Here is a 24,587-nt window from a genome sequence, read left to right on the forward strand (position 1 = left end):
TTGCAATAATCCTTATTTCTGAACAACAATGTTTTCTTTTGATGGATCAACATGTTGCATCTGCAACTTTTCTGTAGCGATACGTTCGACGCGGCTATGATCGCCGAGAGCATTCTCTTCGAGGATCAGGTTGCGCCATTCGATGTCCAACGCATCACGCTCCAGCACCAACTGTTCTCGTTGGGCCGTTAACAGGCGAGTATGGTGCGCCGTCGTCACCACCGTCACCGCCGTAACAATAATGCAAATGAACAGACAGAGTGGCAGTTTCCCAAACTGCAAAAGGTCGTCGCGAATAACGCCAGGCAAGGCATGACGTTCGCCATTTCCTAACGACCCGGTGACTTTGCTTAGGGCCTCTGTCACTCTGCCGATCATGCGTTCGTCCTCTCTGCAATACGCAGAACTGAACTACGAGCGCGTGGGTTCTCAGCCACTTCTTCTTCGCCCGGCATCAACTTGCCTAACGCTCGTAAATGACGGCCACCCAGTTTCTTGAGTTGCTCTTCGGTCATCGGGATCCCCGCCGGAACCTGCGGACCGCGGCTCTGTTCGCGCATAAAGCGTTTCACAATGCGGTCTTCCAGCGAGTGGAAGCTGATGATCGACAGCCGGCCACCCGGGGCCAGCACGCCAAGCGAGCTTTTTAGCGCCAGCTCTATCTCCTCCAGCTCACTGTTCACCCAAATGCGCACCGCCTGGAAGGTACGGGTTGCGGGGTGTTTGAATTTGTCTTTTACCGGCATGGCGGCGGAAATCACTTCCGCCAGCTCTTTGGTGCGGGTCATCGGCTCAACGCGGTTGCGTTCAACGATGGCTCGGGCAATACGTTTACCAAAGCGCTCTTCACCAAAGGTTTTAATCACCCAGGCGATATCCGCCTCTTCTGCCGTTTGCAGCCATTCGGCGGCAGACTGACCGCGAGTCGGGTCCATACGCATGTCCAGCGGGCCATCGCGCATAAACGAAAAGCCGCGCTCAGCGTCATCCAGCTGCGGTGAAGAAACGCCAAGATCGAGAAGGATACCGTCGATCTTGCCAACGAGATCGCGCTCGGCGACGTAGTCCGCCAGCGCAGAGAAAGGACCATGAACGATGGAAAAGCGAGGGTCATCGATGGTCTTTGCCACCGCGATCGCCTCGGGATCGCGATCGATCGCGATCAGGCGCCCCTGCTCGCCAAGCTGCGAGAGGATCAGACGCGAGTGTCCGCCGCGGCCAAAGGTGCCATCAATATAGATACCATCCGGGCGAATATTCAGGCCGTTAACCGCCTCGTCCAGCAGTACCGTAGTGTGTTTAAAATTTTCCATCATATTTATAAGGACAAATCCTGCAATCGCTCCGACAGCGCCCCTGAAGCAGATTGCTCAGCGTCGATATCTTCCTTGACCCGTTGATACCAGGCCGTCTCATCCCACAGTTCAAACTTGTTAAACTGCCCGACCAGCATCACTTCTTTGGTCAATCCGGCGTGCTGCCGTAAAACCGGCGCGATCAATAACCGCCCGGCGCTATCCATCTGACATTCACTGGCATGCCCTAACAGCAGCCGCTGCACGCGGCGCTCAACCGGGTTCATGCTCGACAAACGCGATAGCTTTTGCTCGATAATTTCCCATTCGGGCAGAGGATAAAGCAGCAGGCAGGGGTGATGGATGTCAATGGTACAAACCATTTGACCGGTAGCGCTCTCGATCAGCAGGTCCCGATATCGGACAGGGACGGCTAAACGCCCTTTGCTGTCGAGATTGACTAACGTTGCCCCTCGGAACATGCCAGCCTCACCCCTTATTACCACTTTAACCCACAAATTCCCACTCAAAGGAGTTTACGGAGCAGAGGAAAAGCTTGTCAAGCCAGCATGAATGCCAACAGAGCCCAAAATACCGCTATTTAAGGCCGACAATAGCTCTGATTAAAAATTATCCAACAGACGAGGCAAATTAACGTCATGAATACCCGCAAGAAAAATACAAAGGGATTCACATCACGTTAACGCGACTAAATATCATCAAAAGAATATATAAAGTGTCAGTTTGCGACGCGAGCGGCATTTTAGGACATTCTGCGGCCCGTTAACAGTCCCCCGTGGCGCGCCCCGGAGAGGAATTCAAGCCCGACAGCTCGCCCATTCTGGTAGGGGGCTAAAGAAGTGTTTGTTATTTCGGCAATCCGCAGTGCGAATGTAACAAAATAATTCACAAATAATATATTTTTACTTTGTGTTCACAATAATAAACGGGAAAGGGAAACGAAATGAGCGTTATTAAATAGAAAGCTAATCAAAATGAGGAATTATCTGAATATCCACACCAGAATAATGTTTTAGGCGATAAAGGCGACTTTTTTTGGCCGCCCCTATCGCGAGGAAGATTATCGACGACTCAGACTACCGCGACGGTAGAGATTACGACGAATACGGCTCAGACCCGGTTTTGGCTTACGCGGCTCGTCCAGGCTTGCCAGCACAATCTCCAGTACGCGCTCGGCAACGTCGCGGTGGCGCTGAGCCACGGCCAGCACCGGGCACTGCAGGAAATCGAGCAATTCGTTATCGCCGAAGGTGGCGATCGCCAGATCGGTCGGCAGCTTGCCTTCACGGCGCAGCGTAACGTCCATTACGCCCTGCAGCAGCGCAAACGATGTGGTAAACAGCGCCTGCGGCATCGGGTGCGTTTCCAGCCATTTCTCAAACAGCTGCGCTGCGGCTTCGCGCTCATAGCTGTTGGCGTACAGGAAGTGCACTTCGCGCGGATCGTCTTTCCAGGCCGTACGGAAGCCTTGTTCACGCAGGTAGCTAACCGACAGCTCCGGCAGTGCGCCAAGGTAAAGCACGGTTTCCGCCGGGAAGGTACGCAGTTCGGCAGCCAGCATTTCTGCATCGTCCTGGTCAGCCCCCACGACGCTGGTGAAATGTTCGCGGTCCAGCGCACGGTCCAGCGCGACAATCGGGAACGAATCGTTAGCCCAACGCTGATAGAACGGATGCTCCGGCGGTAACGAGGTAGAAACAATGATCGCGTCCACCTGGCGCTGCAGCAGATGCTCAATGCAGCGCATTTCGTTATCCGGCTGATCTTCGGAACAGGCAATCAGCAGCTGGTAACCACGCTGGCGGGCCTGACGTTCGAGGTAGTTGGCGATGCGGGTATAGCTGGTATTTTCCAGATCCGGGATAACAAGCCCGATAGAACGCGTGCGTCCTGCACGCAGCCCGGCGGCAACCGCGTTGGGATGGTAGTTATGCTCGCGCACGACGGCCATCACTTTCTCAACAGTTTTGTCGCTAACGCGGTACTGCTTCGCTTTGCCGTTAATCACATAGCTGGCGGTGGTTCGGGAAACACCGGCAAGCCGGGCGATTTCATCCAGTTTCACAATTGCCCCTTGCTTTATAAGTATAATCCGTAACATCTAAACGCAGAATGATCCGATCGGCAATAGCTTTTGTTCCCACTTATTGCTGATTTCGCAAAAAAAAGCCCGACGTCTGGCCGGGCTACGATAAAGCGATGAGATCCAGGCTAGCGCATAATCTTGTCGCCGCGCGACAGACCGACCACCCCGGAGCGGGCAACCTCAACAATTCTGGCGACATCGCGCAGCGACGCGAGGAACGCATCCAGCTTATCGCTGGTGCCCGCCAGCTGGACGGTATACAGCGACGGCGTGACGTCGATGATCTGCCCGCGGAAGATTTCCGTGTTGCGTTTCACCTCGTCGCGGCCGTAGCCGCTGGCCTGCACTTTCACCAGCATGATTTCGCGCTCAACGTGCGCCCCCTGCCCCAGCTCGTTAACCCGCAGCACGTCCACCAGCTTATGCAGCTGCTTTTCGATCTGTTCGATGGTCTTCTCATCGCCAACCGTCTGAATGGTCATTCGCGACAGCGTCGGGTCGTCGGTCGGCGCCACGGTCAGGCTCTCAATGTTGTAGCCGCGTTGAGAGAAAAGCCCAATGACGCGCGACAGCGCGCCGGACTCGTTTTCCAGCAGTACAGATAATATCCGGCGCATAATCAGGTTCTCTCCGTTTTGCTCAACCACATCTCGTCCATTGCCCCACCGCGAATATGCATGGGGTAGACGTGCTCGCTACCGTCGACGGCGACGTCAACGAACACCAGTCGTTTATTGCGCACATGTTCCAGCGCCTCGCTCAGCTTGCTTTCCAGCTCATCCGGGCGAGTAATGCGGATACCCACGTGGCCATAGGCTTCCGCCAGGCGGACAAAGTCCGGCAGCGACTGCATATAAGATTGGGAGTGGCGGCCAGAATAAATCATGTCCTGCCATTGCTTGACCATCCCCAGATAACCGTTGTTCAGGTTCAGCACCAGCACCGGCAGTTGATACTGCTGTGCGGTCGACAGCTCCTGGATGTTCATCTGAATACTGCCGTCGCCGGTAACGCAAACCACCGTTTCCTCAGGAAACGCCATTTTGACGCCCAGCGCAGCGGGCAGGCCAAAGCCCATGGTGCCCAGACCACCGGAGTTGATCCAGCGGCGTGGTTTATCAAACGGATAGTACAGCGCGGCGAACATCTGATGCTGGCCAACGTCGGAGGTCACATAAGCATCGCCGTGGGTCAGCCTCCAGATGGCCTCAATGACCGCCTGCGGCTTAATCTGTTCACTTTTTTCGTCATACTTCAGGCACTGGCGGGCGCGCCACTGTTCAATCTGCTGCCACCAGTCGCGAATATCATCCAACGGCTGCGCGGCGCTTTCTTGATCCAGCAGCTCCAGCATTTGATCGAGCACCAGCCCCGCGTCGCCCACGATCGGAATGTCCGCCGGAACGGTTTTCGAGATCGACGTTGGATCGATATCAATATGCAGCACCGTCGCATCCGGGCAGTACTTCGCCAGATTATTGGTCGTGCGATCGTCAAAGCGCACGCCGACGGCAAAGATGACGTCGGAATGGTGCATGGTCATATTGGCTTCATAAGTACCGTGCATCCCTAGCATCCCCAGCGCCTGGCGATGCGTCGCCGGGAAGCCACCTAGCCCCATCAGCGATGAGGTGACGGGAAGATTCAGCTTTTCAATCAGCGTGCGCAGCTGCGCGTGGCACTCGGCGTTCACCACGCCACCGCCGACATAAACGACCGGTTTTTTCGCGGCAATCAGGGTCTGTAACGCACGCTTAATCTGCCCCTTATGCCCCGTGGTGGTCGGGTTATAAGAACGCATGCTGACCGTATCCGGCCAGACGTACGGCAGTTTGTTCGCCGGGCTAAGAATATCTTTCGGCAGATCCACCACCACCGGTCCGGGGCGGCCGCTGGCCGCTAGCCAGAACGCTTTCTTCAGTACGCCGGGAATATCCTCAGTCTGTTTCACCAGAAAGCTGTGCTTCACGACCGGCCGGGAGATCCCCACCATGTCGCACTCCTGGAAGGCATCGTAGCCAATCAGCGAGGTCGCGACCTGACCGGAGATCACCACCAGAGGAATGGAATCCATATAAGCGGTCGCAATCCCGGTAATGGCGTTGGTCGCCCCCGGGCCCGAGGTCACCAGCACGACGCCAACCTCACCGGTCGCACGCGCCAGCCCGTCAGCCATATGTACCGCCGCCTGCTCGTGGCGGACCAGTACGTGGTCAATGCCGCCGACCGTATGCAGCGCATCATATATATCGAGGACCGCGCCCCCCGGATAGCCAAACACCTGCTTTACGCCCTGATCGATTAACGATCGGACGACCATCTCGGCTCCTGACAACATCTCCATGATTTGCCTCCCGGCTTTTTTCTTGATGACCGGGGACGTCATTGTCCCGGCGGTCATGCGTCGGCGGCGCGTCTGCCATCCATCGACGCTGAATTGGGTCATGACTTAACATAACCGCTCGCCACCAGGCAGGCAATTCACCCATCCCGCGTAGATACCATCATGAAAAGAGAAAAAATAAAGCGAAAAGGGAAAATGATGGAGGAATACTTCAACGATAAGAAAAGGAGAGCGTAGATACTCGGGTGAACGCAGCCATTACAGCAAAAGCTGCATTTTTCACTTTCTCACCGCCGACGGCGACAGCTAACAACAGAATAAAATTTTAATTTTACGTGAACATACAAAACAAACAGGATGCATATGCATCCTGTTTATGCCGCCATCTTATTGCTGCCGACAGGCGTTAACCAGCAGCTCTTCCATCCACTGATGGCCCTTATCGCGCCCCGCCGCTTCATGCCAGGAAAGGTAACAGGTACGGCTATTTAGCTTCATCGGCAGCGGTAATACCTGCAGGCCAATCTGTTCAGCAAATTCGTCTGCCAGGCGACGTGGCGCAATCGCCACCAGATGAGTTTGAGAAACCACGTTTAATACGCTAATCAGCGCCATCCCCTGATAAGCAATGCGGCTTTGTTTATCAAGGGTGTCATACCACGGCTGGCTAAAAGAGGCATAACGATCCAGTGAAACCACCGCATGTTCCTCTTGATACAGCACCTCCTCCGAAACCGGGCCATTAATACGCGGATGTTTTTTACTGGCGACCATCACCATTTCATCATTGAATAACGGCACGCAGGCGAATTCCGGACGACGAAACTCTTCATAGCCAAGAACAAACTCAATTTCCTGATAGCGCAGCTGATGTTCTGTATTTTGATTTAAGGATGACTTAAACACCATGTGAATATGTGGGGCGACTTCATTCACTTTATTCAAAATAATAGAGGTCAGATAATTATCCAGCGGACTACAGACGCAGAGATTAAATACGCGTTCACTGCTTAGCGGTTCAAAACCGGAACCCGGTAGCTCATTTTGCACCAGCTGAAGCGCCTGACGAATCGAGCCAAACAGCTGAAATGCACGGGCGGTGGGCTGAATGCCGCGACCGTAGCGAACGAACAGCTCATCATTAAACATCACCTTCAACCGCGCCACGGCGTTGCTGACCGCGGGTTGCGACATCCCCAGCATATGAGCCGCGCGGGTAATATTTTGCTCCTGCATAACCGCATCAAATACGGTCAGTAAATTTAAATCCACCAACCGTAGCTGCGGTTTGTTCCCTTCATTTGCGGTCACACGCGGCTTCTCCGGCGCGCTAATAACGCTCTCAGACTCCAGTGTCATACAAAACTCCCTTTGCAGAATCGCAGTAATATATTGAGGCTATATGATTTACCATGCATATAAAATCCAAAAAAGAGAAATAAATAAAAATAGGAATATATAAAGATGCAGAAGATTGACTTTCCCTAAGAAAAGCCAACCTTAATTTATATCACCAAGCTAATGACTGATAGTTTACTCATAGATTACATAAATAGACAACAGCCGAAAAAGTACACAATGAATTAAGTTTTATTAAATTGTTCCATTCTTACCATGAATAACATTAACAATTTCGCATCAGAAATAGTGATACTACATTTACCTGACCGACGGTTAAAATACATAAATCCAGTATTATCATATCGATAGCATTAACGCTTAATCATGACAAAGTCATGATCGATTACGATGAATCATGTTCATATGCGTCAAAATATTAAAATCATGAATTCCGACATAAGACAATCCGCTATAAAATGAGACATTCATCAGCACAATTAGCTAATTTCACCGTCTCGCTTAACGACCTTCTTTACCGCCTTTTCCGTCTTCAGGGTTGACATCAGAAAGCATATCCAGTACCACTAAAAGCATATCGAATTCATCTGGAGAATGATGACCATGTTCCGCACCACTCGCTTCAACGGCCTACTACTACTAAACGCCTTTTCTGTGCGCGGTAGGCTGGTGTGCGACGTTCAGCGTTAGTCATCATCAGTAGAACTCTAAACCCGCGCCATTGCGCGGGTTTTTTTATGCTCGTAGCAAGGCGCTCCCAAGTTAACCAAGGACCTAAACCATGAGCCAGCAAGTCATTATTTTCGATACGACCTTACGTGATGGTGAACAGGCATTACAGGCGAGCCTGAGCGTGAAAGAGAAGCTGCAGATTGCCTTTGCCCTCGAGCGTATGGGCGTTGACGTAATGGAAGTTGGGTTTCCGGTCTCTTCTCCGGGCGATTTCGAATCCGTACAGACCATCGCCCGCAACATTAAAAACAGCCGCGTCTGCGCGCTGGCACGCTGCGTAGAGCAGGATATCGACGTTGCCGCCGAGTCATTAAAAGTCGCTGAAGCGTTCCGTATTCATACTTTTATTGCGACGTCACCCATGCACATCGCCACCAAACTGCGCAGCACGCTGGACGAGGTGATCGAACGCGCGGTCTATATGGTGAAACGGGCGCGTAACTATACTGACGACGTCGAATTCTCCTGTGAAGATGCCGGGCGTACCCCAATCGATCAGCTGGCGCGCGTGGTTGAAGCGGCGATTAACGCGGGCGCTACCACCATCAATATTCCAGACACCGTTGGCTATACCCTGCCGTTCGAGTTCTCCAACATCATTACCGGCCTGTATGAACGCGTTCCAAACATTGATAAAGCGATTATCTCCGTTCACACCCACGATGATTTAGGGATGGCGGTCGGCAACTCGCTGGCAGCCGTTCACGCCGGCGCGCGTCAGGTTGAAGGCGCAATGAACGGCATCGGCGAACGTGCGGGTAACTGCTCGCTGGAAGAAGTCATCATGGCGATTAAGGTGCGCAAAGACATCATGAACGTGCACACCGCCATCAACCACAACGAAATCTGGCGTACCAGCCAGACCGTCAGCCAGATCTGCAACATGCCGATCCCGGCCAACAAAGCTATCGTCGGTACCGGCGCATTCGCCCACTCTTCCGGTATCCACCAGGATGGCGTGCTGAAGAACCGCGAAAACTACGAAATCATGACCCCGGAGTCCATCGGCCTGAACCAGGTTCAGCTGAACCTGACCTCCCGCTCCGGCCGCGCGGCGGTGAAACACCGTATGGAAGAGATGGGCTACAAAGATACCGACTACAACATGGACCACCTGTACGACGCGTTCCTGAAGCTGGCAGACAAAAAAGGCCAGGTCTTCGACTACGACCTGGAAGCGCTGGCATTCATCAACAAGCAGCAGGAAGAGCCGGAACATTTCCGCCTGGACTACTTCAGCGTGCAGTCTGGTTCCAGCGATATCGCCACCGCGTCCGTGAAGCTGGCCTGCGGTGAAGAAACTAAGGCCGAAGCGGCGAATGGTAACGGTCCGGTTGATGCCATCTACCAGGCGATTAACCGCATCACCGGCTATGACGTCGAGCTGGTCAAATACGATCTGAACGCCAAAGGCCAGGGCAAAGACGCGCTGGGTCAGGTCGATATCGTGGTCACCCACAATGGCCGCCGCTTCCACGGCGTTGGCCTGGCAACGGATATCGTCGAGTCCTCCGCCAAAGCGATGGTGCACGTGCTGAACAACATCTGGCGCGCCGCTGAAGTCGAAAAAGAATTGCAACGCAAAATTAAGAATAACGAGAACAACAAGGAAACCGTGTAATGTCGAAGAATTACCATATTGCTGTGTTACCAGGTGACGGTATTGGCCCTGAAGTCATGACACAGGCATTGAAAGTACTGGAAGCCGTGCGTCAACGTTTTGATATTCGCATTACCACCAGCCACTACGACGTGGGCGGCATCGCGATTGACCGCCACGGTGAACCGCTGCCGCAGGCAACGGTAGACGGCTGCGACCAGGCCGACGCCATTCTGTTTGGCTCCGTCGGTGGCCCGAAATGGGAAAACCTGCCGCCAAACCAGCAGCCAGAGCGCGGCGCGCTGCTGCCGCTGCGTAAACACTTCAAGCTGTTCAGCAACCTGCGTCCAGCGAAGCTGTACCAGGGGCTGGAAGAGTTCTGCCCGCTGCGCGCCGATATCGCCGCTAACGGCTTCGATATCCTGTGCGTCCGCGAACTGACCGGCGGTATCTACTTCGGTCAGCCGAAGGGCCGTGAAGGCAGCGGTCAGCACGAAAAAGCGTTTGATACCGAGGTGTATCACCGCTTTGAGATTGAACGTATTGCCCGTATTGCGTTTGAATCTGCACGCAAACGTCGTCACAAAGTGACCTCCATTGATAAATCTAACGTACTGCAGTCATCCATTCTGTGGCGCGAAATCGTCAGCGAAATCGGCAAAGAGTATGCCGACGTTGAGCTGGCACATATGTATATCGACAACGCCACCATGCAGCTGATTAAAGACCCGTCACAGTTCGACGTGGTGCTGTGCTCTAACCTGTTCGGCGACATTCTCTCCGATGAGTGCGCGATGATCACCGGCTCCATGGGCATGCTGCCCTCTGCCAGCCTGAACGAAGAAGGCTTTGGTCTGTACGAACCTGCTGGCGGCTCCGCGCCGGACATCGCCGGTAAAAATATTGCGAACCCCATCGCACAGATCCTGTCGCTGGCGCTGCTGCTGCGCTACAGCCTGGATGCCAACGATGCCGCTACCGCTATTGAAAGCGCCATCAACCGCGCGCTGGAAGAAGGCGTACGTACCGGTGACTTAGCCCGCGGCGGCGCGGCGGTCAGTACAGATGAAATGGGCGATATCATTGCCCGCTACGTTGCCGAAGGGGTGTAATCATGGCGAAGACCTTATACGAGAAGTTGTTTGATGCTCACGTGGTTTACGAAGCGCCGAACGAGACGCCGCTGCTGTACATCGACCGTCACCTGGTGCACGAGGTGACCTCGCCGCAGGCGTTTGACGGCCTGCGCGCGCACAACCGTCCGGTGCGTCAGCCGGGCAAAACCTTCGCCACCATGGATCACAACGTCTCTACGCAGACCAAAGACATCAACGCCTCCGGCGAGATGGCGCGTATCCAGATGCAGGAGCTGATTAAGAACTGCAACGAATTCGGCGTCGAGCTGTATGACCTGAACCACCCGTATCAGGGCATCGTGCACGTCATGGGGCCGGAGCAAGGCGTGACCCTGCCTGGCATGACCATCGTCTGCGGAGACTCCCACACCGCCACCCACGGCGCATTTGGCGCGCTGGCGTTCGGTATTGGTACCTCCGAAGTCGAACACGTGTTGGCAACCCAGACCCTGAAGCAGGGCCGCGCCAAAACGATGAAGATTGAAGTAAACGGCAAAGCGGCACCGGGCATCACCGCTAAAGACATCGTGCTGGCAATTATCGGTAAAACCGGCAGCGCGGGCGGTACCGGTCACGTGGTCGAATTCTGCGGCCAGGCGATTCGCGATCTGAGCATGGAAGGTCGTATGACCCTGTGCAACATGGCAATTGAGCTGGGTGCAAAAGCGGGCCTGGTCGCACCGGACGACACTACGTTTAACTATGTTGAAGGTCGCCTGCATGCGCCGAAAGGCAAAGATTTCGACGATGCGGTCGCCTACTGGAAAACCCTGAAAACCGATGATGGTGCCACGTTCGACAGCGTTGTGACCCTGCAAGCCGAAGACATCGCACCGCAGGTCACCTGGGGCACCAACCCGGGTCAGGTCATTTCCGTCAATGACAACATTCCGGATCCGGCCTCTTTCAACGATCCGGTTGAGCGCGCCAGCGCCGAGAAAGCGTTAGCCTATATGGGCCTGAAACCGGGGATCCCGCTGACCGACGTCGCGATCGATAAAGTGTTTATCGGATCGTGCACCAACTCGCGTATCGAAGATTTACGCGCGGCAGCGGAAATCGCCAAAGGCCGTAAAGTTGCCCCTGGCGTACAGGCGCTGGTCGTGCCTGGCTCCGGCCCGGTGAAAGCGCAGGCGGAAGCGGAAGGTCTGGATAAGATCTTTATCGAAGCCGGTTTTGAATGGCGTCTGCCGGGCTGCTCCATGTGCCTGGCGATGAACAACGACCGTCTGAACCCGGGCGAGCGCTGTGCCTCTACCAGCAACCGTAACTTTGAAGGCCGTCAGGGCCGCGGCGGTCGTACTCATCTGGTCAGCCCGGCTATGGCCGCAGCGGCCGCGGTTACCGGTCATTTCGCCGACATTCGTAGCTTGAAATAAGGAAACACCATCATGGCTGAAAAATTTACCCAACATACGGGACTGGTGGTGCCGCTGGATGCCGCGAACGTCGATACCGATGCCATCATTCCAAAGCAGTTTTTGCAGAAAGTGACCCGCACCGGTTTTGGCGCGCACCTGTTCAACGACTGGCGCTTCCTCGACGACAAAGGCGAGCAGCCGAACCCAGAGTTCGTGCTGAACTTCCCTGAGTTCAAAGGTGCTTCCATTCTGCTGGCGCGCGAAAACTTCGGCTGCGGTTCCTCACGCGAACACGCACCGTGGGCGCTGACCGACTACGGTTTTAAAGTGGTGATTGCCCCAAGCTTCGCCGATATTTTCTACGGCAACAGCTTCAACAACCAGCTGCTGCCGGTCACGCTGAGCGACGCGCAGGTCGACGAACTGTTTGCGCTGGTGCAGGCCAACCCGGGCATTAAATTTGAAGTGGATCTGGAAGCGCAGGTGGTGAAAGCGGGCGATAAGTCCTACAGCTTTAAAATCGACGACTTCCGCCGCCACTGCATGCTGAACGGTCTGGACAGCATCGGCCTGACCTTACAGCATGAAGACGCCATTTCGGCCTACGAGAATAAGCAGCCTGCATTTATGCAGTAATCGCCTTTGGCTGGTCATCGGACGGTGACCGGCCATTCTTTCCTGTTTACAGCGTGTCGCCGTAGTAAATCTGGTAGCCAAGATTGACGCTGCCCGGCGCATCCTTCCCGCCAAGACGTTTAATCAAAATATCCGCTGCCGTTTTACCCATCTCAAAACGCGGGGTAATCACGCTGGCCATTTTTTGCAACCGCGCGCGGCCAATCTCCAGCCCGTGGAAACCGGCAATCGCCATTTTTCCCGGCACGTCGTACTGCTGCGCCTGACACTCCAGCAGTACGCCAACCGCAAGATCATCGTTGGTGCAAAAAATCGCATCCGTGTCCGGCTTTTCAGCCATTGCCTGTTGGAACATCTTGCGCCCCAACGCCACCGAGGAGATGGTTTTTGGCGCCAGGTGATACGCCTCCAGCCCCTGCGCAGCCAGCGCATTCTCGGTACCGCGGTAACGACTCAAATCGCGAGGGTCGTCCATTGACCCAAAGAACGCAATGTGACGTTTTCCACTGTCGATAAACGCCTGGGTCATCTCGAAGGCCGCTTTTTCGTTATCGAAACCGACCTGTATATCCAGATACTGCCCGCTGATATCCATCAGTTCCGCCACCGGAATACCGCTGGCGCGCACGTACTGAACCATCCTGTCGGTATGCAATTTTCCGGTGAGGATCAGGCCGTCGATGTTGTAAGAAAGCAGGTTCAGCACCTCCCGTTCTTCGCGTTCTGCATCATATTCATAGTTCGCGATCAGCGTCTGGTACTGGCATGCTGAGGTCACCGACTCTATGCCCGCGAGCACATCAGCAAAAATCTGGTTACGAAAAGAAGGGATCAGCACGCCGATGGTTTTACTGCGCGCATTGAGCAATATTTCCGGCGCACGATTGGGGATGTAGTTGTTCTCTTCCATCACTTTCGAAATCAATTCGCGGCTACGCTGCGACACCTGATTCGGGTCGCGTAGATAACGGCTGACCGTCATCTTATTCAGCCCGGCAAGCGCAGCGATATCCTGTAATGTCATCCGATTGTTTTTCATGAGGTTCTCTACGACCAACAGCCCAATATGCTCGCAGAGAACCTTATCACAGCCAGTTAGCGACTGCACTCCTCGCTCAACTTAATGCGCGGCCATTTCACCTGACGGTGCGGTGACGGCATTCTGCGCGCGAACGCAGTACATCAGCACGACCGATGCCAGCAGGGCAATCGCCATAAACGTGTAGGAAACGCCCGGCCCACCGGTTACGCCGTTGAGGTAGCCCACCAGCCACGCGCCGAGGAAGGCACCCAACGCGCCGAAGCTATTAATCATCCCCATCGACACGCCGGACACATTGCGCGGCAGCAGCTCGGGGATCAGCGCAAAGAACGGCCCGTAAGGCGCGTACATACAGGCAGCGGCAACGACCAGCAGCGCGTAAGAGAGCCAGAAGGACTGGTTGCCCAGCATCCACGAGGCAAAGAACGCAATAGCAGCAATCAGCAGCAGCGGCCAGATAAACAGCTTACGATTCTGAAACTTATCGGATAGCCAGGAAACGGTTAGCATCAGACAGATAGCTGCCAGGTACGGTACCGCCGCCAGCCAACCCACCGCCACAATGTCCATCCGCGCGGCATTTTTCAGGATTGACGGCATCCACATCATGAAGCCATATACGCCAATGCTCCACAGCGCATGCACCGCACAGAGCATAATGACGCTACGTGAGCGCATGGCTTCACCGTAGTTACGCATCGGCTTGATATCGCGCTGTTCGCGGTCCATCGCCTGCTGTAACGCCCGTTTTTCCTCCTCGCTTAACCAACCCGCATCAGCCGGTTTATCGCGCACCAGAATCACCCAGCAGAATGCCCAAATGACCGCAGGAATACCTTCAATGATAAACATTTCGCGCCAGCCCCAGGCTTCAATCAGATAGCCGGAGACAATCGACATCCACAGGACCGTGACCGGGTTACCGAGAATCAAAAAGGTGTTGGCGCGTGAACGCTCCGTTTTAGTAAACCAGTTGCTAATATAAATCAGCATCGCGGGCATCACCGCCGCTTCGACTATCCCGAGAATAAAGCGGATCGCCATCAGCGTCGGAATATTGCTCACAAAACCGGTTGCCGCGGCGCAAAATCCCCAGAGGATCAGGCTGCAAAAAATCATTTTACGGACGCTATATTTAACGGCATACATGGCGCCAGGCACCTGGAAAAAGAAATATCCCAGGAAAAAGAGCGCGCCAATCAGCGAGGCCGTGCCTTGGGTGATCCCTAAATCGTGTTCGATACCGGCGGCAGCGGCAAAGCCGTAATTCGCGCGATCGAGGTAGGCTAAGCTGTAGGTAATAAAAATAATCGGCATTAAATACCACCAGCGGCGCGCCGGCAGTTTTGCGAGCATATTCATACTCACTCCTCGGATTATCATTAAAGGATGAGGTCGTTTCCCGCGGCCTCGTTAGCGATCAAACCGCGGCCAGCATGCCGCCATCGACAAACAGAAGGTGTCCATTCACAAAGTCAGAGGCCGGGGCAGCCAGATAAACGGCTGCACCAATCAGCTCTTCCGGCTTGCCCCAGCGGGCGGCAGGCGTGCGCTGGAATAACCAGGCAGAGAAAGCATCATCGTTTACCAATGCGGTGGTCATTTCAGTCGCAAAATAGCCGGGGGCGATGCCGTTGACCTGAATATTGTATTCCGCCAGCTCTACGCACATTCCGCGGGTTAACATTTTGACCGCGCCTTTTGAGGCGGCATACGGCGTGATCGTTTTGCGCCCAAGTTCGCTTTGCATCGAGCAGATGTTAATAATCTTGCCGCGGCGGCGTTGCACCATATAGCGAGAAACCTGCTGTGAAACCAGAAAGACCGATTTCTGGTTCACATCGATAATTTTGTCCCATTCCGCTTCCGGAAACTCGGTAAAGGGATAGCGGCGCTGAATACCCGCGTTGTTAATTAAGATATCAATGGCCCCCACCTCCTTTTCGATTTGCGCAATGGCGCGCTCCACCGCCTCTCCCTGCGTGACGTCAAAACCGTAGCCAACGGCGCGATACCCCTGCGCCACCAGCTTGTCAGCCGCCGCCTGCGCGCGTTCGCGGGTGATGTCGTTAATCACAATTTCAGCCCCGTGCGCCGCCAGGCCACTGGCCAGCAGGTTACCGATCCCCTGCGCGGAGCCGGTAATCAGCGCACGTTTGCCGCTAAGATCGAATAGATTTTTCATGAAAAAACTCCTTTTTTAATAACTGTTACGCGTAACTGTATACGCGTAACAGTAGAAAATAGAAGATCCAGGAAGGAGAAAATGATCGTTATGTGATCAGGTTTGCATTTGCGTGCAAGATGAAAAAAAGAAGGGTTGGGCTGATACGCATTGCGTCACCAGACCGTCAAAGCATTGTGCCGGATGGCGGCGTAAGCGCCTTATCCGGCCAACAAAACGCAAGCGCCGGGGCCGCCCCGGCACACGTTAAACGTCTTTCACCCGCGCGGTCATCGCCAGCGTCACCAGCGAGATCCCCGCGATCGCCCAATACACCGAAAAGTGGCCAAAGTTTTGCGCCAGCGCGCCCTGTACAATCCCGGCAAGAATAACCCCGGTAGAGATACTGTTGGTAAACAGCGTGGTGGCCGCACCGGCGCGCCCCGGCATCAGATCCTGGAACCACAGCATGCCAATCCCGGCGACAATGCCGATAAAGACGGCGTTAAACAGCTGTAATATCAGCAGCGCGGTATGGCTGTGGAAGAAGATAAGCCCGACGTAGAACAGCACACCGGCGGCTACCGCAGTGACCATCATCCGGCGCTTACCGAAGTGCTTCACGTAGTAGCCCGCAATGATCATCGCCGGAATCTCCAGACCCGCGGCCGTCCCCATCAGGATGCCCGCCAGGCTATCCGGCAAGCCAAGATCGCTGCTGATCCACAACGGCATGTCGATGATATACATGGTATTGCACGTCCACATCAGCGTGGAGGCAATAAACAGAATACGTACGTTGCTGTCCTTCCAGCCGCCTGTGGGCTTCTCCAGCACGTCGGCGGGCTGCTCCACCCGCGCCACCGAAGGCAGCGTGAGCGCAATCAGCATCAGGCTAATGGCAAAAATCACCGCCGCAATAGAAAACATGGCCGTAAAGCCGTAGTTCAGCGCCAGCATAAAGGCCAGCGGCGGGCCAATCACCCACGCCAGCGATAGCTGCGCGCGCATGACCGAGCTGAACATCACCACTTCGCGCGCCGAGCTGTCCGCATATTCGCGCGCCAGCGCAAACAGCTGCGGCATCGCGGCGTTCGCCATTGAGGCCAGCATCACGCCGCAGGTAATCAACGTCAAATAATGGCGATTGAAAGCGAACAACAGCGCGTTGCCGACGGCCATCAGGCAGCAAAACATGATCAGCTTGCGCCGATCGCCCCGGCTGTCGGATCGCCTTGCCAGCGCCAGGCTAACAACGATCCCAGCGATGGCGTTAACGGTGTAAAACAGCCCAACCCAGAACGGCGGCACCCCCACTTCACGACTGAGAAACAGGCTCAGCGTCGGCGCCTGTAGCGCCCCCGCAACGCCCATCATAAATGCCACCAGCATAAAAGCGGCGTACACACCGTTGAGACGTCGTCCCATCGTCATTAACCAGAGCATGAGAAATCCTTTAAGCACGCGAGAAAGAATAAAAAAAAGCCAGCAGATGATACCTGCTGGCAAATACTCAGTCACACATGATTAGGCGAATTAATGTTCAGAGGTCGGTTTCGTAACTTCCCACTGCATCAGCGCGTTCAGAACGTCAAGCCGCTGCGCCGTCGCCTGGCGGGCCAGCCAGGAAATACTCTGCGTCGCGGCAAAATAGCGCTGGTAGAACTGATGGATGGTAGACCCCTTCATAGACACCTCCTCGCTTCATCGAAATCCATTATTGGCCTAATATAGGGATTAATAAATTGCTGAGTTTTTATCAGGAGTTCCCCTTTTATGCCTTCAGGTCGATTACAACAGCAGTTCATCCGTTTATGGCAGTGCTGCGAAGGCAAATCGCAGGAGACAACGCTCAACGATCTCGCCGCGCTGCTGAACTGTTCGCGCCGCCATATGCGCACACTCTTAAATACCATGGAAGCGCGCGGCTGGCTGACGTGGGAGGCGGAGGCCGGACGCGGCAAGCGTTCCAGACTCACGTTCCTTTATACCGGGCTGGCATTACAGCAACAGCGCGCGGAAGATCTTCTGGAACAGGATCGGATCGATCAGCTGGTGCAGTTGGTCGGAGACAAAGCGGCGGTCCGTCAGATGCTGGTGTCTCATCTGGGCCGTAGTTTCCGCCAGGGGCGGCACATTTTACGGGTTCTTTACTATCGCCCGATGCATAATCTGCTACCCGGTACCGCGCTGCGCCGCTCGGAAACCCACATCGCCCGTCAGATTTTCAATGCGTTAACCCGCGTAAATGAGGCAAATGGGGAACTGGAAGCCGATATTGCTCACCATTGGCAGGAAATTACCCCCCTGCACTGGCGTTTTTATGTGCGCCCCGGCATTCACTTCCATCACGGGCGTGAACTGGAGATGGAGGATGTGATCGCCTCTCTGGAGCGCAGCATGACGCTACCGCTGTTTTCCAACATCACGCGCATCCACTCCCCTACCGCCTGGGTGCTGGATGTCCACCTGGCCGAAGCCGACCGCTGGCTGCCGTGGCTATTAAGCCAGGTGTCGGCGATGATCCTGCCGCGCGAATGGCAAACGCTGGCCAATTTCTCGCGGATGCCGGTCGGCACCGGGCCGTACGCGGTCGCACGTAACAATCTTAACCAGCTGAAGATCCTCGCCTTTGATGATTATTTTGGCTTCCGGGCGCTGATTGATGAAGTGAACGTCTGGGTGCTTCAGGAAATCAGCGAAGAGCCAAACGGCGGCCTGACGCTGGAAGGTTCCACCGAGAGCGAAAAAGCGGTCGAAAGCCGCCTTGAGGAAGGCTGCTATTATCTGCTGTTCGACGCCCGCAGCCCGCTCGGCAATAACCCGGCGGTGCGCCAGTGGCTCAGCCATGTCTTTCATCCCAATAATCTGCTTTATCGGGCAGGAGAGCAGCACCAGAGCCATTGGTTCCCGGCCTACGGCCTGTTACCGCGCTGGCACCATGCGCGCAGTCGCCCCTGCGAAAAACCCGCCGGGCTGGAATCGGTGACCCTCACCTATTACCGCGAACACGTTGAGCACCGCACCATCAGCCTGATTATGGCGGCGCTGCTGGCCGAACATCAGGTCAAACTTAACATTCAGGAGGTGGATTACGACGAATGGCACCGCGGCGAAGGGGTCAGCGACATCTGGCTCAACAGCGCTAACTTTACGCTGCCGCTCGATTTTTCACTGTTTGCCTATTTGTATGAAGTCCCGCTGATCCGCCACTGCATCCCGATTGACTGGGAACAGGACGCACGACGCTGGCGAGCGGGCAACCTGCCACAGGCCGACTGGTGCCAGCAGCTGTTGGCCAATCAGCGCATGGTACCGCTGATCCACCACTGGCTGATGCTCCAGGGCCAGCGCAGTATGCGCGGCGTACGCATGAATACCCTGGGCTGGTTTGACTTTAAATCCGCCTGGTTTGCGCCGCCGAATCCATAGGGCTTTTGATTTATTCACGTAATCATTACAATGTGCCGTTCTCAACGGGGTGCTGCGCCAGATGCGTGGCTGAGAGATACCCGTCGAACCTGATCCGGATAATCCCGGCGAAGGGATTTGAGGCTAACTCAAAATCCTTTGCCACCCATTTACTGAGGTGCAAAGTGCTCAAGAAATTCCTCCCCCTGTTAGTGCTGGTTGCCGTACCGGCGTTCGCAAAACCGGTCCTGACGGTCTACACCTATGACTCTTTTGCCGCCGATTGGGGCCCCGGCCCGGCGGTGAAAAAAGCCTTTGAGGCCGACTGTCACTGCGAGCTGAAGTTCGTGGCGCTGGAAGATGGCGTTTCGCTGCTTAACCGTCTGCGAATGGAAGGCAAAAACAGCAAAGCGGACGTGGTGCTGGGGCTGGATAACAACCTGCTGCAGGCGGCCACCGACACCAAACTGTTCGCCAAAAGCAACGTTCCGGCGAGCGCGGTGACGGTTCCCGGTGGCTGGAACAACGACACCTTCGTGCCGTTCGACTATGGCTACTTCGCCTTCGTCTACGACAAAAACAAGCTGAAAAACCCGCCGAAGAGCCTGAAAGAACTGGTGGAAAGCGACCAGAAGTGGCGCGTTATCTACCAGGACCCGCGCACCAGTACGCCCGGCTTAGGTCTGCTGCTGTGGATACAAAAAGTCTACGGCGACAAAGCGCCGGAAGCCTGGCACAAGCTGGCGGCGAAGACCGTCACCGTCACCAAGGGCTGGAGCGAAGCCTACGGCCTGTTCCTGAAAGGGGAAAGCGACCTGGTGCTCAGCTATACCACCTCGCCGGCCTACCATATTATCGAAGAGAAGAAAGATAATTATGCGGCGGCGCCGTTTGCCGAAGGCCACTATTTGCAGGTTGAGGTGGCAGCCAAAACCGCAGCCAGCAAACAACAAAAGCTGGCAGATGAATTCCTGAACTTTATGGTTTCGCCAGGCTTCCAGAACACCGTCGCCACCGGTAACTGGATGTACCCGGTGACTCAGGTCGCCCTGCCGGAAGGCTTTAACGGTCTGGTCAAACCGCAGACCGCGCTCGAATTCACGCCGCAGCAGGTCGCCAGCGAACGCCAGAACTGGATTAATACATGGCTCCGCGCCGCCAGCCGCTAATTCCGGGCTGGCTCTACCCGGGCCTCGCGGCCACCGCGCTGATGGTGGCCGTCGCCCTGGCGGCCTTTCTGGCGCTGTGGCTCAACGCCCCGGAAACCTCATGGTCTACGCTGCTCGGCGATAGCTACCTGTGGCACGTCGTGCGCTTCTCATTCTGGCAGGCGTTTCTCTCGGCGCTGTTGTCGGTGCTGCCCGCTATTTTTCTCGCCCGCGCCCTGTACCGACGGCGTTTTCCCGGCCGCCAGCTGCTGCTGCGGCTGTGCGCAATGACGCTCATTCTCCCGGTGCTGGTCGCGGTGTTTGGTATCCTCAGCGTTTACGGCCGCCAGGGCTGGCTGTCGCAGCTGTTCGCCTGGCTCGGCTGGCAGTGGCAATTTTCCCCTTACGGCCTACAGGGCATTCTGCTGGCGCACGTCTTTTTCAATATGCCCATGGCCACCCGCCTGCTGCTACAAGCGCTGGAGCAGATCCCCGGCGAGCAACGCCAGCTGGCCGCCCAACTGGGCATGCGCGGCTATGCCTTCTTTCGCTACGTGGAATGGCCGTGGATGCGTCGGCAAATACTGCCCATTGCCACGCTGATTTTCATGCTCTGCTTTGCCAGCTTCGCCACCGTGCTGTCGCTGGGCGGCGGCCCTTCCGCTACCACCATTGAGCTGGCCATCTACCAGGCGCTGAGTTTTGACTACGACCCGGCGCGCGCGGCCATGCTGGCATTAATTCAAATGACCTGCTGCCTGACGCTGGTGTTATTGAGTCAGAGAATGAGCCGGACAATCGCCGTTGGCGCTAGCCAGATCCAAGGCTGGCGGGACCCGGACGATCGCTGGCATAGCCGCATTACCGACGGCGTGCTCATCGCCTTCACGCTGCTGCTGATGCTGCCGCCGCTGCTGGCGGTGGTCGTCGATGGCCTTCAACCCTCGATGCTGAATGTTTTCGCCCAGCCGATCCTGTGGCATGCCATCGGCACCTCGCTGCGGATCGCGCTCGCCGCCGGGCTGCTGTGCGTGGTACTCACCATGATGCTGCTGTGGAGCAGCCGCGAGCTGCGGGCGCGTAACCAAGCGCTCGCTGGTCAGGCCATGGAGCTCAGCGGCATGCTGATCCTCGCTATGCCGGGCATCGTGCTGGCGACCGGCTTCTTCCTGTTACTCAATAATACCGTCGGCCTGCCCGACGCCGCCGACGGGATCGTGATTTTCACCAACGCGCTGATGGCGGTTCCCTACGCGCTCAAGGTGCTTGAAACACCAATGCGCGACATCACCGCCCGCTACAGCGTGCTGTGCGCTTCATTAGGTCTGTCCGGCATTCACCGCCTGCGGATCGTTGAGCTACGCGCGCTCAAACGCCCTTTAGCGCAGGCGCTGGCCTTTGCCTGCGTACTGTCGATTGGCGATTTCGGCGTGGTGGCGCTGTTTGGTAATGACAATTTCCGCACGCTGCCGTTTTATCTCTATCAGCAGATTGGCGCCTACCGCAGCCAGGACGGCGCGGCGACCGCGCTGATTCTGCTGCTGCTGTGTTTCCTGCTGTTTACCCTTATTGAAAAATTACCCGGACGCCATGCTAAAACTGAATGATGTCACCTGGCTGTACCAGCATCTGCCGATGCGCTTTAGTGCCACCATTGCGCAGGGCGAAAAAGTGGCGGTGCTGGGCCCGAGCGGCGCGGGGAAATCCACGTTGCTCAACCTGATTGCGGGTTTTCTGACGCCTGCCAGCGGCACCATCATGCTGGAAGGTCGCGACCATACCCACTCCCCGCCGTCGCAGCGGCCGGTATCGATGCTGTTTCAGGAAAACAACCTGTTCAGCCATCTGACGGTAGGCCAGAACATCAGTCTGGGAATGAGCCCACGCCTCAGGCTCAGCGCCGACCAGCAGCGCCGAATGCAGACCATTGCCGGGCAAATGGGGATTGCATCCATGCTGGACAGGCTGCCGGGCGAACTCTCTGGCGGCCAGCGCCAGCGCGCGGCGCTGGCCCGCTGTCTGGTACGCGAGCAGCCGATTCTGCTGCTGGACGAACCGTTCTCTGCGCTCGATCCGGCGCTGCGCCAGGAAATGCTGCAGCTGGTGGATGACGTCTGCCAGCGCCAGAATCTGACGCTGCTGATGGTATCGCATAGCATTGAAGACGCGGCGCGGATTGCGACGCGCGCGATAGTCGTCGCGGAGGGGCGGATTGCCTGGGACGGGGAAACGCAGGCATTGCTAAGCGGTAAAGTGGAGGCTTCTGCGTTGTTGGGCATCGGGAGTTGATGCTCTGCCGGATGGCGGCTGCGCCTTATCCGGCCTACGGCTCGGATTTGTAGGCCGGATAAGGCGCAGCCGCCATCCGGCAAAATAACGCCTACACCCCCACCACCTTGCGCAGTATATCGATATACACCGGCATCAGCGGATGACGAATCGCGCTGACCAGCGCCACCACGCCAACGCCCAGCATCAACGGAGCCAGCATCAGCAAGCGCTGGCGCGTCAGCAGCGCGCTCAGGCGATCGTGGTTCTCTTTGGCGCTGCGCCACAGCCGCCAGCTTAGCCAGGCCCCCAGCCACAGCAACAGCGCTGCCGCCAGCAGCAACCACTTAAAGCTGGCGCTGTTCTCATCGGCCGGAATATCGATTGCCGCACCGGCAAGGATCCCCGGCAGGAAATACAGCGGCGGCCACAGCAGGCAGCCAATAATATTCGGCGGGATAAACTTGGCGACCGGCAGATCGAGCATCCCGGCCACCATCGGGACCACCGGACGCGTCGGCCCAATGAAGCGCCCAATCAGAATGGTAAACATGCTGTGCTGGTGCAGCGCATGTTCGGTTTTATCGAGCAGCGCTTTATTTTTCTTCATAAAGGACCAGCGGTGCAGCGGCTTCTTAAAGCGCCAGCCCAGCCAGAAAGAGATCCAGTCGCCCAGCAGGCAGCCGATAATGCCCACCAGCCATGCCTGCCAGAAATTCACTTCGCCGCTGCCAATAAGCGCGCCAAGCCCCGCCATCATTACGGTACCCGGCAGAATAAGCCCCACTAACGCCAGTGATTCCAGAAACGCCACCAGCGCCACCGCAATCAGCGAGTAGGTCGTGGACTGCGTAATAAAATGTTCCAGAAATGCTTGCATAGAGTGCCCGGTTTGAAAACGAAGCGGGGATTTTCCAGAGCACCCAGCGCATCGTCAAGCCTTCAATTGTCTATAGAGTTTACTGGCAAAGACAAAAGCCGACACAGCGCATTTCCTTTTCTTTACTTTTTATTCACACCCGGCGCGAAATTCGCTGGGGCTGGCACCGGTACATTTTTTAAAGACCCGGGAAAAATAGAGTTGATCTTCAAAGCCCACGTTACGCCCCACGGTGGCAATGGGCATACGGGTGGTGCTCAGCAGCAGCTTGGCCTGGCTGATGCGCTGATCCTCACGCCAACTCAGTACGCTCACGCCCAACTGCTGGCGGAACAAATGCGACAGCCGGGATGGCGACAGGCAAACGTGCTGCGCGACGCTGGCAATATCAAACTGGCTATCGGCAAGGTGATCGCTGATGTACTGACAGGCATCGCGCACGCGGTTATCCATCGGGGGGTGCAGCGATTCGTTGATCGCTTCCATCCGCCGCAGCAATAGCTGCTCCAGCAGGTTAATCGCCAGCAGCTCAGAGTAACGCCCCACGCCCTGACCGGCTTCAATAATCTTGCCAAATAGCTCGGCAACCTCAGCCTGGTGCGCTTCATCCGGACGATAAAAACCGGTTTGCGCCACGATAGCAGGCCAGTTAAGCCACTCGTGCCAGTAGGCGCGAGGACGGAAGTAAACCCACTGGTGATACCACTCGCTGGCGTCGGGATGACGGCCATAGTGGTGAATTTCGCCCGGCGGAAACAGCAGCATGTCCCCCTGACGGCAGACGAACTGTTTCCCCTGATTTTCAATCACCCCTTCTCCACGTACCGTCAGATTGAGAATGAAACCTTTCATTCCCAGCGGGCGGTCGATGAAAAAGTCGAGATAGCCGCCGGCTTCAATCGGCGTAAGCCCCGCCACCAGGTGGGCGTTAAAGGAATAACCAGGCAGCAGGGGATCGTTTTGCATTTCAGCCATTTCTGCTCGCTCTCATTGATATCTGAAGAAACCAATTATCCATATTCGGCTTTTTATCGGTACGGCCGCCGCACGCCATCAATAACAGAACCAGCGCCGCTGTCAACCCCGTTATTTCAAGGCACTTAC

Annotated in this window: 23 protein-coding genes and 1 riboswitch; of the genes, 9 read left to right on the forward strand and 14 right to left on the reverse strand. The window is 55.9% G+C overall.

Annotated elements, in window-relative coordinates; translation table 11 throughout:
- Positions 1-12 precede the first annotated feature (12 nt).
- From ftsL to leuO, 7 genes are all read right to left on the reverse strand, one after another.
- Positions 13-378: a cell division protein FtsL gene (gene ftsL / locus H7R58_RS20035; protein ID WP_035893020.1), complete on the reverse strand. Its 366-nt coding sequence runs from the start codon at positions 376-378 to the stop codon at positions 13-15.
- The gene (rsmH, locus tag H7R58_RS20040; RefSeq protein WP_182929469.1) at positions 375-1,316 is read right to left on the reverse strand and encodes a 16S rRNA (cytosine(1402)-N(4))-methyltransferase RsmH; all 942 of its coding nucleotides are present in this window, start codon (positions 1,314-1,316) and stop codon (positions 375-377) included. Before rsmH ends, ftsL begins: the two co-directional genes overlap by 4 nt.
- A 2-nt stretch (positions 1,317-1,318) precedes the next feature.
- Positions 1,319-1,777: a division/cell wall cluster transcriptional repressor MraZ gene (gene mraZ / locus H7R58_RS20045; RefSeq protein WP_106925390.1), complete on the reverse strand. Its 459-nt coding sequence runs from the start codon at positions 1,775-1,777 to the stop codon at positions 1,319-1,321.
- Positions 1,778-2,376: 599 nt separating this feature from the next.
- Complete coding sequence (gene cra / locus H7R58_RS20050) at positions 2,377-3,381, reverse strand: catabolite repressor/activator (protein ID WP_106925388.1); 1,005 nt, start codon at positions 3,379-3,381, stop codon at positions 2,377-2,379.
- A gap of 146 nt (positions 3,382-3,527) precedes the next feature.
- Positions 3,528-4,019 carry an acetolactate synthase small subunit gene (gene ilvN / locus H7R58_RS20055; RefSeq protein WP_035893016.1) on the reverse strand — a complete coding sequence of 164 codons (492 nt, stop codon included), beginning with the start codon at positions 4,017-4,019 and terminating at the stop codon, positions 3,528-3,530.
- Between the two features lie 2 nt (positions 4,020-4,021).
- Positions 4,022-5,746: an acetolactate synthase 3 large subunit gene (gene ilvI / locus H7R58_RS20060; protein ID WP_182930668.1), complete on the reverse strand. Its 1,725-nt coding sequence runs from the start codon at positions 5,744-5,746 to the stop codon at positions 4,022-4,024.
- 387 nt (positions 5,747-6,133) lie between these two features.
- Positions 6,134-7,105: a transcriptional regulator LeuO gene (gene leuO, locus H7R58_RS20065; protein WP_106925385.1), complete on the reverse strand. Its 972-nt coding sequence runs from the start codon at positions 7,103-7,105 to the stop codon at positions 6,134-6,136.
- A gap of 603 nt (positions 7,106-7,708) precedes the next feature.
- Here leuO and leuL point away from each other — a divergent pair.
- The 5 genes from leuL (at position 7,709) to leuD (ending at position 12,570) form a co-directional block, all read left to right on the forward strand.
- Complete coding sequence (leuL, locus tag H7R58_RS20070; RefSeq protein ID WP_106925637.1) at positions 7,709-7,795, forward strand: leu operon leader peptide; 87 nt, start codon at positions 7,709-7,711, stop codon at positions 7,793-7,795.
- A gap of 91 nt (positions 7,796-7,886) precedes the next feature.
- The gene (gene leuA / locus H7R58_RS20075) at positions 7,887-9,458 is read left to right on the forward strand and encodes a 2-isopropylmalate synthase (protein ID WP_106925383.1); all 1,572 of its coding nucleotides are present in this window, start codon (positions 7,887-7,889) and stop codon (positions 9,456-9,458) included.
- Positions 9,458-10,549 (forward strand): 3-isopropylmalate dehydrogenase, encoded by a 1,092-nt coding sequence (leuB, locus tag H7R58_RS20080; protein WP_182929471.1) that lies wholly within the window; start codon positions 9,458-9,460, stop codon positions 10,547-10,549. The genes leuA and leuB overlap by 1 nt, the downstream gene beginning before the upstream one ends.
- A 2-nt stretch (positions 10,550-10,551) precedes the next feature.
- Complete coding sequence (gene leuC, locus H7R58_RS20085) at positions 10,552-11,952, forward strand: 3-isopropylmalate dehydratase large subunit (protein ID WP_106925379.1); 1,401 nt, start codon at positions 10,552-10,554, stop codon at positions 11,950-11,952.
- 12 nt (positions 11,953-11,964) lie between these two features.
- The gene (gene leuD, locus H7R58_RS20090) at positions 11,965-12,570 is read left to right on the forward strand and encodes a 3-isopropylmalate dehydratase small subunit (RefSeq protein WP_106925377.1); all 606 of its coding nucleotides are present in this window, start codon (positions 11,965-11,967) and stop codon (positions 12,568-12,570) included.
- A 46-nt stretch (positions 12,571-12,616) separates the two neighbouring features.
- On the opposite strand, the gene idnR is transcribed toward leuD, so the two are convergent.
- From idnR to sgrT, 5 genes are all read right to left on the reverse strand, one after another.
- Positions 12,617-13,609, reverse strand: a complete 993-nt coding sequence (idnR, locus tag H7R58_RS20095) for a DNA-binding transcriptional regulator IdnR (protein WP_182929472.1) — start codon at positions 13,607-13,609, stop codon at positions 12,617-12,619.
- Between the two features lie 81 nt (positions 13,610-13,690).
- Positions 13,691-14,974 carry an MFS transporter gene (locus tag H7R58_RS20100; protein WP_182929473.1) on the reverse strand — a complete coding sequence of 428 codons (1,284 nt, stop codon included), beginning with the start codon at positions 14,972-14,974 and terminating at the stop codon, positions 13,691-13,693.
- 58 nt (positions 14,975-15,032) lie between these two features.
- Positions 15,033-15,797: a gluconate 5-dehydrogenase gene (gene idnO, locus H7R58_RS20105; RefSeq protein WP_106925373.1), complete on the reverse strand. Its 765-nt coding sequence runs from the start codon at positions 15,795-15,797 to the stop codon at positions 15,033-15,035.
- A 246-nt stretch (positions 15,798-16,043) separates the two neighbouring features.
- Positions 16,044-17,222 (reverse strand): sugar efflux transporter, encoded by a 1,179-nt coding sequence (locus H7R58_RS20110; RefSeq protein WP_106925371.1) that lies wholly within the window; start codon positions 17,220-17,222, stop codon positions 16,044-16,046.
- A gap of 90 nt (positions 17,223-17,312) precedes the next feature.
- Positions 17,313-17,465, reverse strand: a complete 153-nt coding sequence (gene sgrT, locus H7R58_RS20115; protein WP_106925369.1) for a glucose uptake inhibitor SgrT — start codon at positions 17,463-17,465, stop codon at positions 17,313-17,315.
- 87 nt (positions 17,466-17,552) lie between these two features.
- On the opposite strand from sgrT, the gene sgrR reads away from it, so the two are divergent.
- The 4 genes from sgrR (at position 17,553) to thiQ (ending at position 22,624) form a co-directional block, all read left to right on the forward strand.
- On the forward strand, positions 17,553-19,208 hold the full coding sequence (gene sgrR, locus H7R58_RS20120) for an HTH-type transcriptional regulator SgrR (protein ID WP_182929474.1): 1,656 nt from the start codon (positions 17,553-17,555) through the stop codon (positions 19,206-19,208).
- A gap of 35 nt (positions 19,209-19,243) precedes the next feature.
- A riboswitch (TPP riboswitch) is annotated at positions 19,244-19,342 on the forward strand.
- A 30-nt stretch (positions 19,343-19,372) separates the two neighbouring features.
- Positions 19,373-20,356 (forward strand): thiamine ABC transporter substrate binding subunit, encoded by a 984-nt coding sequence (thiB, locus tag H7R58_RS20125; RefSeq protein WP_182929475.1) that lies wholly within the window; start codon positions 19,373-19,375, stop codon positions 20,354-20,356.
- On the forward strand, positions 20,332-21,942 hold the full coding sequence (gene thiP, locus H7R58_RS20130) for a thiamine/thiamine pyrophosphate ABC transporter permease ThiP (protein ID WP_182929476.1): 1,611 nt from the start codon (positions 20,332-20,334) through the stop codon (positions 21,940-21,942). The genes thiB and thiP overlap by 25 nt, the downstream gene beginning before the upstream one ends.
- The gene (thiQ, locus tag H7R58_RS20135; protein ID WP_182929477.1) at positions 21,926-22,624 is read left to right on the forward strand and encodes a thiamine ABC transporter ATP-binding protein ThiQ; all 699 of its coding nucleotides are present in this window, start codon (positions 21,926-21,928) and stop codon (positions 22,622-22,624) included. Before thiP ends, thiQ begins: the two co-directional genes overlap by 17 nt.
- Positions 22,625-22,715: 91 nt before the next feature.
- Here the strand turns inward: thiQ and H7R58_RS20140 are convergent, their stop codons facing one another.
- Complete coding sequence (locus H7R58_RS20140) at positions 22,716-23,483, reverse strand: DedA family protein (protein ID WP_106925361.1); 768 nt, start codon at positions 23,481-23,483, stop codon at positions 22,716-22,718.
- Positions 23,484-23,612: 129 nt separating this feature from the next.
- Positions 23,613-24,458, reverse strand: a complete 846-nt coding sequence (araC, locus tag H7R58_RS20145) for an arabinose operon transcriptional regulator AraC (protein ID WP_106925359.1) — start codon at positions 24,456-24,458, stop codon at positions 23,613-23,615.
- Positions 24,459-24,587: the final 129 nt, after the last annotated feature.

Origin of the sequence: Klebsiella sp. WP4-W18-ESBL-05, assembly GCF_014169075.1 — a bacterium.
Lineage (GTDB): Bacteria > Pseudomonadota > Gammaproteobacteria > Enterobacterales > Enterobacteriaceae > Kluyvera > Kluyvera ascorbata_B.